Genomic DNA, 14,155 nt, shown 5'->3' on the forward strand with positions numbered 1-14,155 from the left:
CGCTTAATGCCGGGCTAGTTCCAGCGCGAGACGCCGGGTATGTTCACTGCGGGTTACTTCATCGTTCCCGGCCTGCGCCGTGGGCGTCAGGCCGTATTCGTTCAGGACATCGCGCATGGCTTCGGCAATGGGTGCAGCGTCAATCTGCACAGCAAGCGTCGATGCCGGTTTTTCCGGCAACGTCGGGGCATGGGCGTATACGCTCAGATCCCAGCCGTTGCTGGCCGTGGCTTCCTGCCCGGCAATGCGGGTGGCGAAGCCACGTTTCGTTGCGTCTTCAGCGCCAAACCACGTCTCGTTCGCCATCCATTGCCGCAGGTCATCCGGGGATTGCCCGGTCGCCGCCGCGTAGGTCGCCACCAGTGATTCGTCGATCTGGTCCAGCATGCTGGCGGTCTGCTTCAGATCGTCGCTGTTGCCGTACGCCATGGTCCACGCCTTGTGGATCATGACGAAGGCCCCCGGCGCGATTTCCGTTTCGTCTGCAGCCGTCATCAAAAAACTGGCGGCACTGGCGGCCACGCCGTCGACGTGAGCAATGATGTTGGCGGGATGTTCGCGCATAGCCTGTTCCATCGCCCGCGCACCGAACACGTCGCCGCCTGGCGAATTGATGCGCAGGTGGATGGTCGACGCGGAAATGCCTGCGAGCGTCTGGACGAAGGTGTCGGCGGCCACGCCGCCCCAGTAGTCAGCCTCTTCCTGCGTGCCGACGATAACGTCATACAGGTAGATCGTGGTTTCGTTGCCGAGCGCCACCACCTCGAATCGGCGGTTGCTGGTGCGGCCCTTATTGAGCGCCAGAAGGCACGGCAGTCTTTTCATTGGGCAGAATTCCTTTGGAAAGGGTGTCCCCGTCGGCGTGCTTGGTATATCCCAGCCGCTCGCGGGCTTCATTGATGCTGATGATGCCCGGCTCACCGACGCGGCCGACGCCGCTGCGCAGAGCATCGAACAGGGTTTTCAGGTCACCGCGCTCCAGCGCCCACGTGTCGAACCGGGCCTGATACCGCGCTGTTCTGAAGCATTTGCGGTTGATTTCCGCCTGAAACTTGACCAGATGGCGCGATAGCGTAAAGCGCACAAAGCTGATGGCCAGCTGCTCAATGCCACTGCCCCACGCCGTGGTCTTGTCCATGGCGCCGATCATGTGTGGCGGTACACCGAAAATCCGCGCAATGTCCTCGATCTCGAAGCGGCGGGTTTCCAGCAGCTGTGCATCCTCGGCACTCATGGTCAGTTCCTGCACCTTGAGGCCACCGGTCAGAATGGCTGGGCGATGTGCCCGGCCCGGGCCTTGATGTCGCTCGGACCAGGTTTCTCTCAGCAATTCCACAGACTCTTCACTGAGCTTCTTTTCATCAGTACTCAGCGCAAAATCTGGTCGGGCGCCATTGGCAAAGAAGCTGCCCGCATAGTCGTCCGCAGCCCGGGCTACGCCGACCGCTTGGCGCAACGCGCCGTGGCGCAGGGCACTCATACCACGCAGGCCGTTGAATCCGACGCCAGGTACATGCAGCACGTCATCCTGATCGAGCACGAACACCGCACCGAGATCATCGACCATGGTGTATTTCAGTCGACCATCAATTTTTTGCACATCGACGGCCAGCGGGTTCCATGGCTCGAAACCGCTGATGTCTGAACTGAATGGTGACGGCCGCAAAACGCGCCAGAATGAATCACCATGAAATAGCAGCGAGGTCATGGCGTATTCCCATGCGACCGGCGCCGACCAGATCGTTGAGGGCTGTTCATTGAATAGCCACCACAGACTGTGCTCCGCATCGACGCGCTGCAGTCCTTCGGGCGTGTTGCGAAAGACTTGCAGTGGCAAGTTGGCCACCGCCCCGCCAATCAGCGACACCGCCGCGTACACGGCAGACACCAGCATCGCGGTACGTTCGTTCACAACCATGCCCGCTGAAGGCACTGCATCGCCGTAGAGCCAGCCCTGCAATTCACTGACTGTTGTACCGGCACCGACAGAACGGCCCGTTTGTGCTTTTGCGGCCTGCCGTTCAGCATTCCAGCGCGCGAGCACCACCGAGCCGGGCTGACTTACGCGCCCGGCGTCATACCAGCTTGGTTGGGTCATAAAAGGATAATTCCAGGTTCGCTGTCGTCCACATGGACTACGGCACGAGAGAGCGCCATCACGAGAGCAACAATGCAATCGATCCGGCCATTGGGTTTGGACTTCTTCTTGTCCGGCCTGAAGTTATCGTTCGAGTCATGCAGCAAGGCCACGTTGCCGGCGCAATAACGCAGCACCGGATTGCCGCCATGGGTCAAACGCTTGCTGTAAACCAGTTCTTCCAGTTTCTTGCTGCCGGGATACATGCCGCCAGTGTTTTGCGGAATCTCCACCAGCGGCACGCCGATCTTGTCGAACTCGTCGCCCAGCTCGTCAATCAGGTGCTGCGCATTCCAGCGGTCAAATCCGAGTTCGCGTACATCGAACTGGCGCAAGGTATCCAGAATGGCCTGACCCACGATGGTGTAATCGGTGGTTGCCCCTTCCGTGACTTCGAGCCAGCCTTTCTTTTCCCAGTCAGCGTACGGCGCCGCGTCGGCGGCCTGCGCCTGCAGCGTGACTTTGTCGCGTGGGCACCACGTACGCACGATGGCGTACCACTGATCGCCCGGCTCTTCCGGCGGAAAAACAAGACCGAGCGCGGTCAGATCGCGGGTACTCGCCAGATCCAGCCCGGCATAACACGACCGGCCACGCAAAGTTTCCGGATCAAACTTCCCGGCGCCCTTATCCCAGACGCTCAAGTCAAACCAGCCTTCTGAGTCGTTACACCAGATATTCAGGTCTTTGGTTTTGAAGTTGGCCAGCGCACTGGGCAGCAATGCCGCCTTTTTGGCCATCGTATGCATGTAATCCCAGCGCTTCGAAAGGCCGAGGCCGGGATTGGATTTGGGCCAGTTTTTCGGCTCAAACGGGTTATCGCCTTCATCCAGCGTGTAGACGTAGCCGAAGAAGGCATCGTCAACGTGCTTGCCACGCAAGATGCTGAGCAGGTAACCGCGAATCTGCGTACAGACGCCGTCCAGAATGAAGCCCGCCGTGGTGATCGCGGACAGCATGGGCTGTGTACGTGCGCCGAGCGCCGATTCCATCACTTCCCACACGTCCGGCGTTTTTTGCGCATGCAGTTCGTCAAACAGGATCGCCGACGGGTTAAGACCGTCCAGGCTTTCCGCATTGGCCGGCAGCGGCTTGAACACCGAACTGTCGAAGGTGATCTTTTCCTGATTTGCACCTTCGTGGATCTTGAAGCTGCGTTTCACCCCCGGCGAGCGTCGCGCCCAGCGCCGGATGTTGTCGAACGCAGGTTTGTAGACCGACATCGCCTGTTCCCGCGTGGTGGCCACGGCGTAGACTTCGGCGCCGATTTCACCATCCATCATGAACAGGTAGGCGCCCTGTGGCCCGGTCCAGGTGGACTTGCCGTTCTTGCGCGCCACTTCTTCGTAGCCGCGGCTGAACCGGCGCAAACCGTCTGCGCGCAACCAGCCGAACTTCACGGCGGTCCAGAACTGCTGCCACGGATCCAGCAAGATCGGTTGGCCCGCCAGTGGACCTTTGATATGAACAAAGAATTGTTCAATAAAGCCGATGACGTGTAGCGCCCGGGCTGGAACAAACTGCAGGCCTCGCTTGTGACCATCGACCAGATCCTGGTAATGCCGTTGCACCGCAAGGAATACGAGTTCGTTTTCCAGCCGCTTGCCGGTCAGCACCGGCATGCCGTAATTGACGTCCCAGTCGTTCGTGGCGAGTGGGGTCACCGCCGCGATCAGACGTTTCGACCCCCTACGGCGTGCGTTACGAGATCGCCGAACAGATCGTCCTGCGGTCCCTCGTCGCCCAGCTTCGCTTGTGCCGCTGTCATCGACGGAATCGTGAGGCATGCTTCTGGCAACCATTTGAGTAAATCCTGTTTGCAGCGCTTTTCGTTGTTGCTGTGCGGTGCATCGTAAGGGTCGCCATTCTTGGACGTCAGATACCTGCCATGCTTTGTGCAGAGCTTGATTGCATCCAGCCAGTCCACGTAGGTCTGGCAAATGACTTTGATGGTGATGCCGGCGGCGCGATGATCAATCCCGCTCTCGCGCAAGCCATCACAGATGTAGTTCCACACCCGACGTTCCTGTGTGGTGAGGTTGGCGCCGGGTGGCGGTTCAGGAGAATGGAGTTCTCCAGCCTTGCCGTTTCGTGATTTCGGGAATCCGCCCGGAATCACGTTGAAGGGCGGCTTCTCGTCGCTCATATCGCGTTCCTTTGTTGTTGGGCTTGAAAAACATCATCGGAAGGTCTGGCAGAGCCACCATGAGCCGGGATTTTTGCCCCCCCTCCCTTTTAAAAGCATTGCCCATAAATTTGAGGCTGGGATGAACGGTTGATCCGGTCGACTCCCAGACTTTTGACCGCCCCCCGCCCATTCCTTACAGAACCGAGCTAATGCTGTGAAAAGCAGCACTATCCATGCGCTTCAGCGCCTTTATCAGTCTCGCGCACGCGAGATCGACCAAAGCCACCGTCTTCCTTCGCGGTCTTGCGGTCATGGCATCGCTTGCACAGCGCCTGCCAGTTGCTGGTATCCCAGAACAACGACTGTGCGAATGCGATCAGGTCATCATCACCACTTATCAATGCCTCATGCATCTTGTGCGGCTTGATGTGGTCCACTACTGCAGCGGGTACATCACGCGGCTTGCAACGTACGCAGCACGGATGCGATCGCAAATAGGTCGCGCGGGCTTTCTGCCAGCGTGCGTTATAGCCACGTTCTGATGCAGTTCCACGCTGGGAGTCATACGCGCTGTGGTCGCGCTTGCGTTGATGTTCAGCACACCAGCCAGAATCAACTAACGCATGGCAACCCGGATGCGGGCATGGCCGCTTTGCCCGGTATGGCATGGATCACCTCCTTTCGAGACGTGGAAATAAAAAAACCACCGCGAACGGTGGCAAGCACCAAGTCATGTGGCATGCATGGGTCAGCGTGCGAACGGTGAGCGCCAATCAGGCGGTAGATGTGTTCACCTGCACGCTGACCGATGCAAACGCCAGATACAAAAAAGCCCCGCTGTTGCGGGGCCTGTTGATTTTCAAATCATCGCACTGTGTAGCGATCACGCCTTTCAAACCAGAAAAAGAGAGCAATCCCAAATACCATCATCACCACGAACATAGCTCCTCCAAGGATCACTGCACGGTGCGGACGTTCTGAGTTTTCCGGTATTAAAACAGAGTCTGCAGGGTCATCCCGGGAATAATGGATCACTGCAGGCTTGCCAGCCACAAACGCGGCCGCGTCCTTGGCCGCATCTTCTTGCGAGGGATAGCACTGAAACCTATCAAGCCGTAGATCATTCCCGGTGTACTGATGACCCCGCACGTTGTAGTTGTACTCAATTGCAATGCCGTTATGAAAGTTACTCTTTGGGCAGTTCACCCGGACCACTTCATTGCGAGTGATCACCCCGGTTACTGTCGGCCAGTTTTTTGCCACATGCGCTCGCCAATAACCATAGAGCCCAATCCCCGTCATTGCGCCGGAAAGTAGAACAACGATGCAGGACCAAGCTAGCATGACGCGAAAAAACCGCTGCGCTTGGGTGTACTGCCGAACCATAAATTATTCCTGTATCAATGCCGTTCGGAATCTGAAAATACAAACTAAAAAGCCCCGGCGCTTGGCGACGAGGCTTTCATTTGCTCTAGACGTGCAAAACCACCCTGTCACGGGTAGTCGCGCGCCGAAGCGGTATCAAGTTGTGTAACCAAGACTAGGGTGAGAAATTTTGCCTGTCAACCGATTGTTGAGATTGGTTGTGCGAATCGCTTTGGTTGGCACTGCACCGTAGATTTGCCAGTGCGTGGCAAATATCTTCACGGCCTGGTCAACGTGCTGATCGTAACCGTTGTATGCCAGTGACAGCTTGCGACACGTATTGCTGGGATTGGCGCGATACATGAAGTGCTTTTCCAGCAGGATGGCAAACGACTTGAACAATGCACTCTGACGCAACATCGCAACCACTGCTTCTGCCCTCATGGCGTCCGCTTCATTGATTCGCGACTCCCGACAGGTCGGCCCCATCTGCGCTTTCTCTTCCGGTGACAGGTACAGGCTGATGCCTGAAAACCCGTTTGAAATCTTCCCCCCAAAGTAACTGCCCCAGTTTTCTAATAACTCTTTTGGATCTTGCATTCTGCCCCCAAACATCATTTTCCAGAGGGCCTCCTAGCCCAGTCATTGCCGGGCTTTTATGTGCTGCTTTTCGTTAACCAGCTCGTGCCGCCAACTGGGCACGTAATGCGCTCACCGTGGCGCTGGCCAGCTGCGCATCACCACGGCGATAAACCGGTTCTTCCTGCTTTGGCGGGATCGCCGGGCACGGCGACTGCAAACGCGCCGCCAGCAACCGTACCCATTCCCCCTTGATGCGCGACCACTTGATCGACTGGATGCGGGTGAAACCATAATCCCGCGCCGCCCAATAGATGGCTGGATGCGACCAGACCGCTGTACCGTGACCCGTCCGCACCGACTCTCTCGCCGCTTCGTAGAACGCGCCTTCAAAATCGAACACCGGCAAGCAACGATCTGCGAATGCCGCCAAGCCCAACGGCACCGAACCGGCGCGGACTTCCGCACGTAACGTGTTCATAGCGGTGCTGACCATGGTGTAACGGATGCCCCGTTCGTAGAACAGCGCAGCGGCTTCTTCCTGCCAGGCGATCTTTGCTGCATCGTCCGGGAACAACACCCGCCAGTCGTTGCCGTACAGGCTTGCGAACTGATTCCACAGCACCACCACCGGAATCAGGCCATCAGACCCAGCCGGGCGCAGCCATGGATTGCGTTTAGACATGACCATTCCCCTTAGATCGGTGAGCCCTTGCGGGCCAGTTTGATTTCGTCGGCGGTGAGGCCAGCCGCTTTGTAGATGCGATCACGAAACCAATGCGGCTGTTCGTCATCCCATTGGCGTAGCCCCAATTCCATTGCCTTGGCTTCCGTTCCTGCACCGGACAGGTACCACGGCTTACCGGGCCGCTCTTCGACATCACCGACTTCGCGGCAACGCCGTTTGTTGGCCACATCGAGCAACACCTTGGCGACGTACTGCACTGTTCGCCCACCATGTTTTGCAGCCACGGCTGCTGCCGCTTGCACTTCACCCACTTGCAAGCCCGCTTTTAGCCATTCCTCATAAATCGCCAATGCCGGTGCAGACGCAGAGGTGTCTGCGAAGCCGAGCATCTGCATCACCTTGATCCACTGCAGGCTGCTGACTGGGTGATCAGGGATTACGTTTTCGTCATCGTCAAACTCACCCCCGTTCTGCTTCACTGAAGTTGGTGATGAAGATGAAGGTGTTAAGAAGGGGTTTCTCCGATACTCCGTCATGTGACGCTCACCTTGAGAAACAATCATTTGTTCACCGCGCTGCAATCCAGTGCTAGCGCGGCTTTGAGGCTGACCTTCACCACTGTCGCTCAACTGACGCTCACCTACGGGACGAGCTGGGCCGTGATAGGCTTTCAGAAGCAAAACAGCAAGGCGTTTGTCATCCTTTGAATCTTGCGAATAGCGCTTCACTAGCCCTACCCGTATGAGCTCATCCAACAGGGCGCGCATCTGGCGAATGTTAGGTACGAAAGGTGGACGTTTCGACCCTTGGGGCGGCTGATACTGAATCTCCAGCGCCAGGCGGCCATAGCTCACCTTGCTCGCAGTGCCCACCATGCCTGACCGGATATCCATCAACGGTCGCAAACCGAGCACGTACAGCCGGAATGCTTCCATTGAGCATTCCGTCAGGGCTTCCCGTTCTGATTCGTTGAGTACGATATCCATCAACCCACCTTCGGCGCGCGATGCACCATTAGCAGGTTCATTTCAGCGGCATCACCATGACTTTCAATTAGCCCACGGTCCGCCAGTTGATCCAGCATTGCGCCCAGCTCGCCAAACTGTAGGGGACGTTGCAACCGGCCAGCAAACGCGACTGGACCCACCTCAGTGACCAACTGGCTAGCTAACAGCCGTCTTGGACCGCGTACGCGACCGTCTGCCGTATCCATGATCTTGAGCAAGCCGTTGAGATAAAGGCGCATCGCCACCGGGTGGCAATGCTTCAGGGAAAGTGCTTCAGAGTGCGACGGCCCAATCATGCAGCCACCACCGGATTGCCCACAGAGCGATACAGCGACGTGCTCTTGTCGCCATACACCCGCAAACTGAGCGTGATGTAATGCATGATCTGTGTAAAAAGCTCATGTCGCCGGGATTCAATGCGCTTTTCTTCTGCCGCATCGATCTTGCCGTCATTGGCCACACTAATACTAACCTCACCCAGCAGCTCACCTAGTTTGACGGTGACCAGGGCAATTTCTGCATGCAGCTCAGTGTTATCGAACTCTGCATCAATGGCGGGCAGCTGGAGAAAAACCCCACCCAGTTCACGCGCCATTTCGTTGATGGTCGCGCGCCCACCGGTCAGCAGCATCAGGCTCATTGCATCTTCAAGCTGTATGCGGCTACCGCGATAGCCGATCAACTTGTGCCGCAAACCATCCGCACTCCCGAAAAGGTCGCGGCTCAGGCTTTCCTGAGTGCCCCGCCACACTTTGCAATCTTCGCGTATCGCGTCATTCAAGCTCACTTGCTACACCTCACTGCTTCGTTGTGGCTACACAGGCTTTGGGCTTCGCCCTAACCTGGCAGCACTTGAATAAAAAACCCGGGCGGCAACCCGGAAAAAGCCGGCGCATCTGGACCATGCACCGGCGGAGGAAATCACTTGGAGTTATCGGCACCGCGACGACTTGAAGTCCGGCGCTCGGTCAAGCCAACGCGCCGTTCTGAACCGGTCCGACGCTCTCCATCCCGACATAGATTTCTGGTTTCCTTCTCAAGCCGGATCAAGGCCTGCCCGATCTCCCACGTGACGCGTTTTCCTCGCTTGCCATGGAGGAGCGCGCTGATATTTGATTGTTGGCACACGGCCTCATCAGCAATTTCCTGCTGTGTAAGGCCACGCCCGAGCAATGTTTGGATGAGGATTTGCCAGTTCATGGAAGCGATAATATCTCTAAAGCAATATCTCAACAATAGCCATAGCGATATCAAGAGATATTACGATTGCGATATGAACTCACTAGCCGATCGAATGCGCGCAAGACGCGCCGAACTCAACATGACCCAGAGCGAACTGGCCACTAAGTCGGGCTTGAAGCAGAGCACCATCTCCGGTCTGGAGAGCGGCACACGCAAAAGCACACGTGTAATCGGGTCGCTCGCTCATGCCCTTCAATGCAATGCGTTGTGGCTAGAAAAAGGGCTTGGACCCAAGCTCGTTGAAGACCAAGTAACACCTGCACCTACGCCGAATGCACAACCGTCGGCACGGCCGATTGCGGCTTGGGACCAAGAAGAAGAGCTGCCTCAAGATGAATATTTTTTCATTCCGCGCTTGGATATCGGTGTTAGCGCAGGGGCAGGTGCTGTTATATGGGAAATTGATGTAAGAGGCCAAAGACAAGCAATGACGCGGGCTTGGGCCGAACGGGAAAAGCTCAATACCGAGAAACTAGTCAGCGTACGAGCGAAAGGCGATAGCATGTCGCCGCGTATTCAGGACGGGGACAGCCTAACCGTCGATACATCCTCCACGCGAGTGCGGGACAATTCGATTTACGTATTTGTGCTTGATGACGAATGGTATGTAAAACGCCTCATCAAACAACTGGACGGCGGCCTGCTGATCAAAAGCGACAACACAGCAAATTACAAGGATGTCCAACTGGACGCGGCTCGCGCCGCTGGGTTGCACATAATCGGTCGTGTAGTCGCCATTAGCGGCCCTGCCTACTAAAGCCCGCCCCACTCGCCATGAAGCCCTGGTTCTCCAGGGCTTTTTTACGCGCAAAAATATCTCTAAAGAAATATTTATCGCTATAGAGATTGACCAAATAAAATCTCTATTGCAATATTCGTTTCGCCACCTAACCAGCAGCAGGGGTTCCGGTTTCGGTGGTCGCACTTAGGCAATGCCCCCTGCTGCTTCGCTGGAAATGGCGATATGCGCATCTTCCGTTTTCGTCCTCATCACTGCCGCTGCAGAAAGTGTCAGGCCCGCAAGAAGCTGGCCCGGCATCCAGACAACTACCTACGCACACCTGCCTGCCCTCAATGCGGCAATCGGGAATGGCGCGTCGATCGCTGGATGATGCGCCGCGATACCCGCAAGCAAGCCTGCACCTGCGAGGCATACCACTACTGGCACCGCATTGGTGGCGGCAAATGCCTGTACGACAAAGGCGGCGCACTGCGTGATTTCGAACTGATTGCGGCTTGATTGGGAGTTAAATCAATGAACCACACCGAAGCATTGGTAAGAACCAGCAACGCCCTAAATAGCGTTGCAGACGCAGTTGGCCTGATCGGCAAGGTCCAAGGCTCACACTTACACGACAGCATGATTGCTGAGTACATCGACACCGCAATTGGCCAACTGCAATGCGCTCGCCTTTCTTTGCAACGAAGAGAGGCCAGCAAGCCATGACCCACTTTCACACGATTCGCGTCCCTATCGTCAGCGCCGGCGACGGCCTTTTCGACGCTTTGCTGGGCGGCTGGCGTGCACGCGGCTGGACGATTCATGCAATGGATAACCATGGCGTCTTGTACGAAGCGCGCAAGACGATTCCACTGCCTACGCCCGACGAAGGCGAAAGGCTGGCCGCGTGATCAGCGTATTCAAAGAAATTGTGATTGGCGCGGTATTTGCGCTCACCTGGACTGCAGCCGGCTGCTTTGTGATCTGGCTTAGCGGCGTCTGGGTTCGACTGAATGCGCCGCATTGATGGACCATTTCCTACACAACGCCCACGTGCTGACATGGATGAGCTTTCAGCACTTTCTGGCTGCTCGCTACGGTCGACAACTCGCCCAGCTGTACTGGGCAACCCAGCACAAACACGAACTTGAACACATGGCCACGACTGGTTGGCCATTTGAGGAATTCAACTGATGGCACAAACAACACGACAACGCGCCGAAGCAGCTCGCAATGCGGCCTCACCTTGGCGCGCCACTTCCAAACGCAAGCAGCGCCAAAACGACGCCAATACCGGGGAATCACCTGAACAACGCGCACGTCGGGAAGCCCGCTGGGCTAATGAAGACCGCGCATTAGACAGGGAGCATCAAGAGATATGGCTATGAACATTCGACATGATCAGGCCGTGACGATACGCCTGTTGAACGCGATCACGTGGGGCACAGGGAGCAAATAATGGGTGCAATTTTCGATATGCAACTGGCCAGCGAAACGTTGGCCACCGATGAGCTGACACAGATTACTGGATGCTCGAGAAAAGGGGATCAGATCGCCTGGCTAAATCTGAACGGCTGGACATACTTCAAAAACAAAGCAGGCGAGCCTATCGTTGGACGAATGTTTGCTCGCCTGAAACTCTCGGGCATCAGTCCAACGTCGCTCACGACCGGCGGCTGGGCTCCTGACTTCTCATCGGTCAAATAAGAGTTCATATGGCACGGCCCAAAACCACTGCTAGAGATCTGCCCCCAAAAATGCTCCGGCGGACAAAGCGCCGCCCAAATGGCTACGAATGGGTCGGCTACTACTATGACGGTGTCGACGAGAACGGGAAACGGAAAGAATATCCACTAGGCACGGATCTCAACGAAGCCAAGCGGCGATGGGCAGAATACGACTGCAAAAAACCACCGGTTGAAACCGGTCTGATGCAGCACATATTTGATCGCTATGAGCGAGAAATCCTTCCGGCAAAAGCACCAAGCTCCCAGCGCCAGAATTTCCAGCAGCTGAAGCAGCTCCGGGCAGTGTTCGATAAAGCGCCTATCGATGCCCTCACCCCACAACACATTGCCCAGTACCGGGACAAACGTACAGCTAAAGTACGAGCCAACCGTGAACTTGCCCTGCTTTCACATGTATTCAATATGGCTCGGGAATGGGGCTACACGGCAAAAGACAATCCCGCCCGAGGCATTCGCAAGAACAAAGAAACACCGCGCGACTTCTACGCCGATAAAGACGTCTGGGATGCAGTTTACAAACTGGCTGTAGTAGAGCTGCAGGACGCGATGGACCTTAGCTACATGACTGGCCAGCGCCCGGCGGACGTGCTCAAGATGCAGGAGCGTGATGTGAAGGACGATGCGCTGGAAGTCCGCCAAAACAAAACCGGCAAGCGCCTACGCATACTCTTAGTCAATGAAGATGGATCGCGCACCGGCCTAGGCGATGTCATTGATAGGATCCGCTCGCGTACTAACAAGGTGCGCAGTTTCTTTCTAGTTGCCACACTAGGCGGCGCACCGCTTAGCATGGATATGCTGCGTGACCGTTTCGATTCGGCACGTGCAGCAGCAGCCGAGGATCTGGAGCAATCAAACGACACAATCTTGCGTGATCGAGTCAAAGCTTTTCAGTTCCGAGATATCCGTCCGAAAGCAGCTAGCGATATTGGAGACATTAAGTTGGCGAGTAAGTTGCTCGGCCACACCGAGGAAGAAATCACCCAAAAGGTCTATATGCGCATTGGAGAGACAGTCAAACCGACTAAGTAGCCGCCCAGACCAACGTTCCTTTTGAGTGCATTTAACCGAACCACACCACCGCCTGCTATTCGGCCGAAGCGGTCATTAAGGCCGATGTGCTAAATTGGCCGCTGTCGGCCAAAAGCGGTCGGTGGACATTCGAGAAATACCGCAACCTTCCCGCTAGCCCATTCACCCTCAGATGCAGTCCGTGGGAATCAGACCTCCCGCGATCTGGCGCATGCCGACCTCTCCCCCTCTAGCAGCGCTTAGATGTCCTGCTCAGCAAGGACATCACGCTCAGCGAAGATCCTCGCCATTTCAGCGGCGTTCCGGGTTCCCCAACTGCATAGGGGAAGAATCGCCTCCGACAAACTGCTACCCAGCGGGGTCAGCGTGTAGTCCACGCGCGGCGGCACTTCCCGGTAGTCATTGCGGGCCAATACGCGGTCACATTCAAGATCCTTCAGCTGCTGAATCAGTACTTTGTCGCTGACGCCTGGGATCAAGCGTTTCAACTCGCCATAGCGTTTCGGACCATCGCGCAGAAAAAAAAGTATCAGCGGTTTCCACTTGCCCGAAATGACGCGCAGCGTGGCGTTGAGCCCGCAACCGGTACCGCAAACTTCATCAGATGTGGTCATAACCTACCTACTTACCAAAAGGTGCATACTTGTCCTTAGGTTATCATGGATGCATCATTGTTCTCAAGTAAGCAGTTTTGCTTGCATCTACCCGCAACCGAGGATGTACAACATGACCAGACTCAATGGCAAGACCGCCGTGATCACCGGCGGGGCGACCGGCATCGGCCGCGCGGCGGCGAAGCGTTTTATCGAGGAAGGCGCTTTCGTCTTCATCTTCGGCCGCCGGCAGGAGGCGCTGGACGCCGCAGTCGCAGAGCTGGGGCCCAATGCCCGTGCGGTGAAAGGATCGGTTTCCAATGAGGCAGATCTCGGCCGGCTCTACGCAGCGGTGAAAGCCGAACGCGGAACCCTCGACATCGTCTTCGCCAATGCCGGTGCTGGCAGACCAATGCCGCTTGGCCAGATCACCGGCGAGCACATTGACGAAGCCTTTGATACCAACGTGAAGGGAACCATCTTCACGGTCCAGCAGGCACTGCCGCTGATGGGCCCAGGCGGTTCGATCATTCTCACCGGTTCGAGCGCCGGCACCACCGGTGCCCCGGGATTCACCGCCTACAGCGCAAGCAAGGCAGCCGTGCGCAACCTCGCCCGGACCTGGGCTGAGGATCTGAAGGGCACGGGCATCCGCGTCAATGTGCTCTCGCCTGGCGCGACGGCGACCGAACTGGCCAAGGAAGCGTTGGGCGAAGAAGGTCAGAAAGCCTACGGTGCAATGACTCCGCTCCAGCGCATGGCCGAGCCGGCGGAAATTGGAGCGGTGGCTGCGTTTCTCGCGTCGTCGGACAGCAGCTTCATGACCGCCAGCGAAGTCGCCGTCGACGGCGGCCTGGCGCAACTTTAAACCGCTGCGCCCGACCTCCTTTCCATCATTCGTCGGCGCGGTAAATC

21 protein-coding genes are annotated in these 14,155 nt (G+C 56.8%); 8 read left to right on the top strand and 13 right to left on the bottom strand.

What is annotated here, in order from left to right:
* Window positions 1-3: 3 nt before the first annotated feature.
* From P4L78_RS10945 to P4L78_RS11000, 12 genes are all read right to left on the bottom strand, one after another.
* A complete protein-coding gene (locus tag P4L78_RS10945) occupies window positions 4-825 on the bottom strand; it encodes a head maturation protease, ClpP-related (RefSeq protein WP_309328120.1) in 822 nt (273 codons plus the stop codon).
* Window positions 791-2,098: a phage portal protein gene (locus tag P4L78_RS10950; protein ID WP_309328121.1), complete on the bottom strand. Its 1,308-nt coding sequence runs from the start codon at window positions 2,096-2,098 to the stop codon at window positions 791-793. Before P4L78_RS10950 ends, P4L78_RS10945 begins: the two co-directional genes overlap by 35 nt.
* Complete coding sequence (locus P4L78_RS10955) at window positions 2,095-3,801, bottom strand: terminase TerL endonuclease subunit (protein WP_309328122.1); 1,707 nt, start codon at window positions 3,799-3,801, stop codon at window positions 2,095-2,097. Before P4L78_RS10955 ends, P4L78_RS10950 begins: the two co-directional genes overlap by 4 nt.
* Before the next feature lie 8 nt (window positions 3,802-3,809).
* A complete protein-coding gene (locus P4L78_RS10960; protein ID WP_309328123.1) occupies window positions 3,810-4,283 on the bottom strand; it encodes a P27 family phage terminase small subunit in 474 nt (157 codons plus the stop codon).
* Window positions 4,284-4,492: 209 nt separating this feature from the next.
* Complete coding sequence (locus tag P4L78_RS10965) at window positions 4,493-4,933, bottom strand: HNH endonuclease (RefSeq protein ID WP_309328125.1); 441 nt, start codon at window positions 4,931-4,933, stop codon at window positions 4,493-4,495.
* Between the two features lie 196 nt (window positions 4,934-5,129).
* Window positions 5,130-5,651, bottom strand: a complete 522-nt coding sequence (locus tag P4L78_RS10970; RefSeq protein ID WP_309328127.1) for a DUF3592 domain-containing protein — start codon at window positions 5,649-5,651, stop codon at window positions 5,130-5,132.
* A gap of 135 nt (window positions 5,652-5,786) precedes the next feature.
* The gene (locus P4L78_RS10975; protein ID WP_309328128.1) at window positions 5,787-6,230 is read right to left on the bottom strand and encodes a hypothetical protein; all 444 of its coding nucleotides are present in this window, start codon (window positions 6,228-6,230) and stop codon (window positions 5,787-5,789) included.
* Window positions 6,231-6,303: 73 nt separating this feature from the next.
* On the bottom strand, window positions 6,304-6,894 hold the full coding sequence (locus tag P4L78_RS10980) for a hypothetical protein (RefSeq protein WP_309328130.1): 591 nt from the start codon (window positions 6,892-6,894) through the stop codon (window positions 6,304-6,306).
* A gap of 11 nt (window positions 6,895-6,905) precedes the next feature.
* A complete protein-coding gene (locus tag P4L78_RS10985) occupies window positions 6,906-7,883 on the bottom strand; it encodes a hypothetical protein (RefSeq protein WP_309328132.1) in 978 nt (325 codons plus the stop codon).
* Entirely contained in the window at window positions 7,883-8,200 is a 318-nt protein-coding gene (locus tag P4L78_RS10990) for a hypothetical protein (RefSeq protein WP_309328133.1), read from the bottom strand. The genes P4L78_RS10985 and P4L78_RS10990 overlap by 1 nt, the downstream gene beginning before the upstream one ends.
* Entirely contained in the window at window positions 8,197-8,691 is a 495-nt protein-coding gene (locus P4L78_RS10995) for a phage regulatory CII family protein (RefSeq protein ID WP_309328135.1), read from the bottom strand. The genes P4L78_RS10990 and P4L78_RS10995 overlap by 4 nt, the downstream gene beginning before the upstream one ends.
* 134 nt (window positions 8,692-8,825) lie before the next feature.
* The gene (locus tag P4L78_RS11000; RefSeq protein ID WP_309328137.1) at window positions 8,826-9,104 is read right to left on the bottom strand and encodes a hypothetical protein; all 279 of its coding nucleotides are present in this window, start codon (window positions 9,102-9,104) and stop codon (window positions 8,826-8,828) included.
* On the opposite strand from P4L78_RS11000, the gene P4L78_RS11005 reads away from it, so the two are divergent.
* The 7 genes from P4L78_RS11005 (at window position 9,103) to P4L78_RS11035 (ending at window position 12,647) form a co-directional block, all read left to right on the top strand.
* The gene (locus tag P4L78_RS11005) at window positions 9,103-9,903 is read left to right on the top strand and encodes a helix-turn-helix transcriptional regulator (protein WP_309328139.1); all 801 of its coding nucleotides are present in this window, start codon (window positions 9,103-9,105) and stop codon (window positions 9,901-9,903) included. The genes P4L78_RS11000 and P4L78_RS11005 overlap by 2 nt on opposite strands.
* A 207-nt stretch (window positions 9,904-10,110) precedes the next feature.
* Window positions 10,111-10,386, top strand: a complete 276-nt coding sequence (locus tag P4L78_RS11010; protein WP_309328140.1) for a hypothetical protein — start codon at window positions 10,111-10,113, stop codon at window positions 10,384-10,386.
* Between the two features lie 15 nt (window positions 10,387-10,401).
* On the top strand, window positions 10,402-10,593 hold the full coding sequence (locus P4L78_RS11015; protein WP_309328142.1) for a hypothetical protein: 192 nt from the start codon (window positions 10,402-10,404) through the stop codon (window positions 10,591-10,593).
* A complete protein-coding gene (locus tag P4L78_RS11020; RefSeq protein ID WP_309328143.1) occupies window positions 10,590-10,778 on the top strand; it encodes a hypothetical protein in 189 nt (62 codons plus the stop codon). The genes P4L78_RS11015 and P4L78_RS11020 overlap by 4 nt, the downstream gene beginning before the upstream one ends.
* 115 nt (window positions 10,779-10,893) lie before the next feature.
* On the top strand, window positions 10,894-11,061 hold the full coding sequence (locus tag P4L78_RS11025) for a hypothetical protein (protein ID WP_309328144.1): 168 nt from the start codon (window positions 10,894-10,896) through the stop codon (window positions 11,059-11,061).
* A gap of 264 nt (window positions 11,062-11,325) precedes the next feature.
* Entirely contained in the window at window positions 11,326-11,574 is a 249-nt protein-coding gene (locus tag P4L78_RS11030) for a DUF4224 domain-containing protein (protein WP_309328145.1), read from the top strand.
* An 8-nt stretch (window positions 11,575-11,582) separates the two neighbouring features.
* Window positions 11,583-12,647: a hypothetical protein gene (locus tag P4L78_RS11035; protein WP_309328146.1), complete on the top strand. Its 1,065-nt coding sequence runs from the start codon at window positions 11,583-11,585 to the stop codon at window positions 12,645-12,647.
* Window positions 12,648-12,886: 239 nt separating this feature from the next.
* Here the strand turns inward: P4L78_RS11035 and P4L78_RS11040 are convergent, their stop codons facing one another.
* Entirely contained in the window at window positions 12,887-13,261 is a 375-nt protein-coding gene (locus tag P4L78_RS11040) for a helix-turn-helix domain-containing protein (protein WP_309328147.1), read from the bottom strand.
* A gap of 112 nt (window positions 13,262-13,373) precedes the next feature.
* On the opposite strand from P4L78_RS11040, the gene P4L78_RS11045 reads away from it, so the two are divergent.
* Window positions 13,374-14,108 carry an SDR family oxidoreductase gene (locus P4L78_RS11045; protein WP_309328148.1) on the top strand — a complete coding sequence of 245 codons (735 nt, stop codon included), beginning with the start codon at window positions 13,374-13,376 and terminating at the stop codon, window positions 14,106-14,108.
* Window positions 14,109-14,155 lie beyond the last annotated feature (47 nt).

This window comes from Silvimonas sp. (assembly GCF_031291215.1).
GTDB lineage: Bacteria > Pseudomonadota > Gammaproteobacteria > Burkholderiales > Chitinibacteraceae > Silvimonas > Silvimonas soli.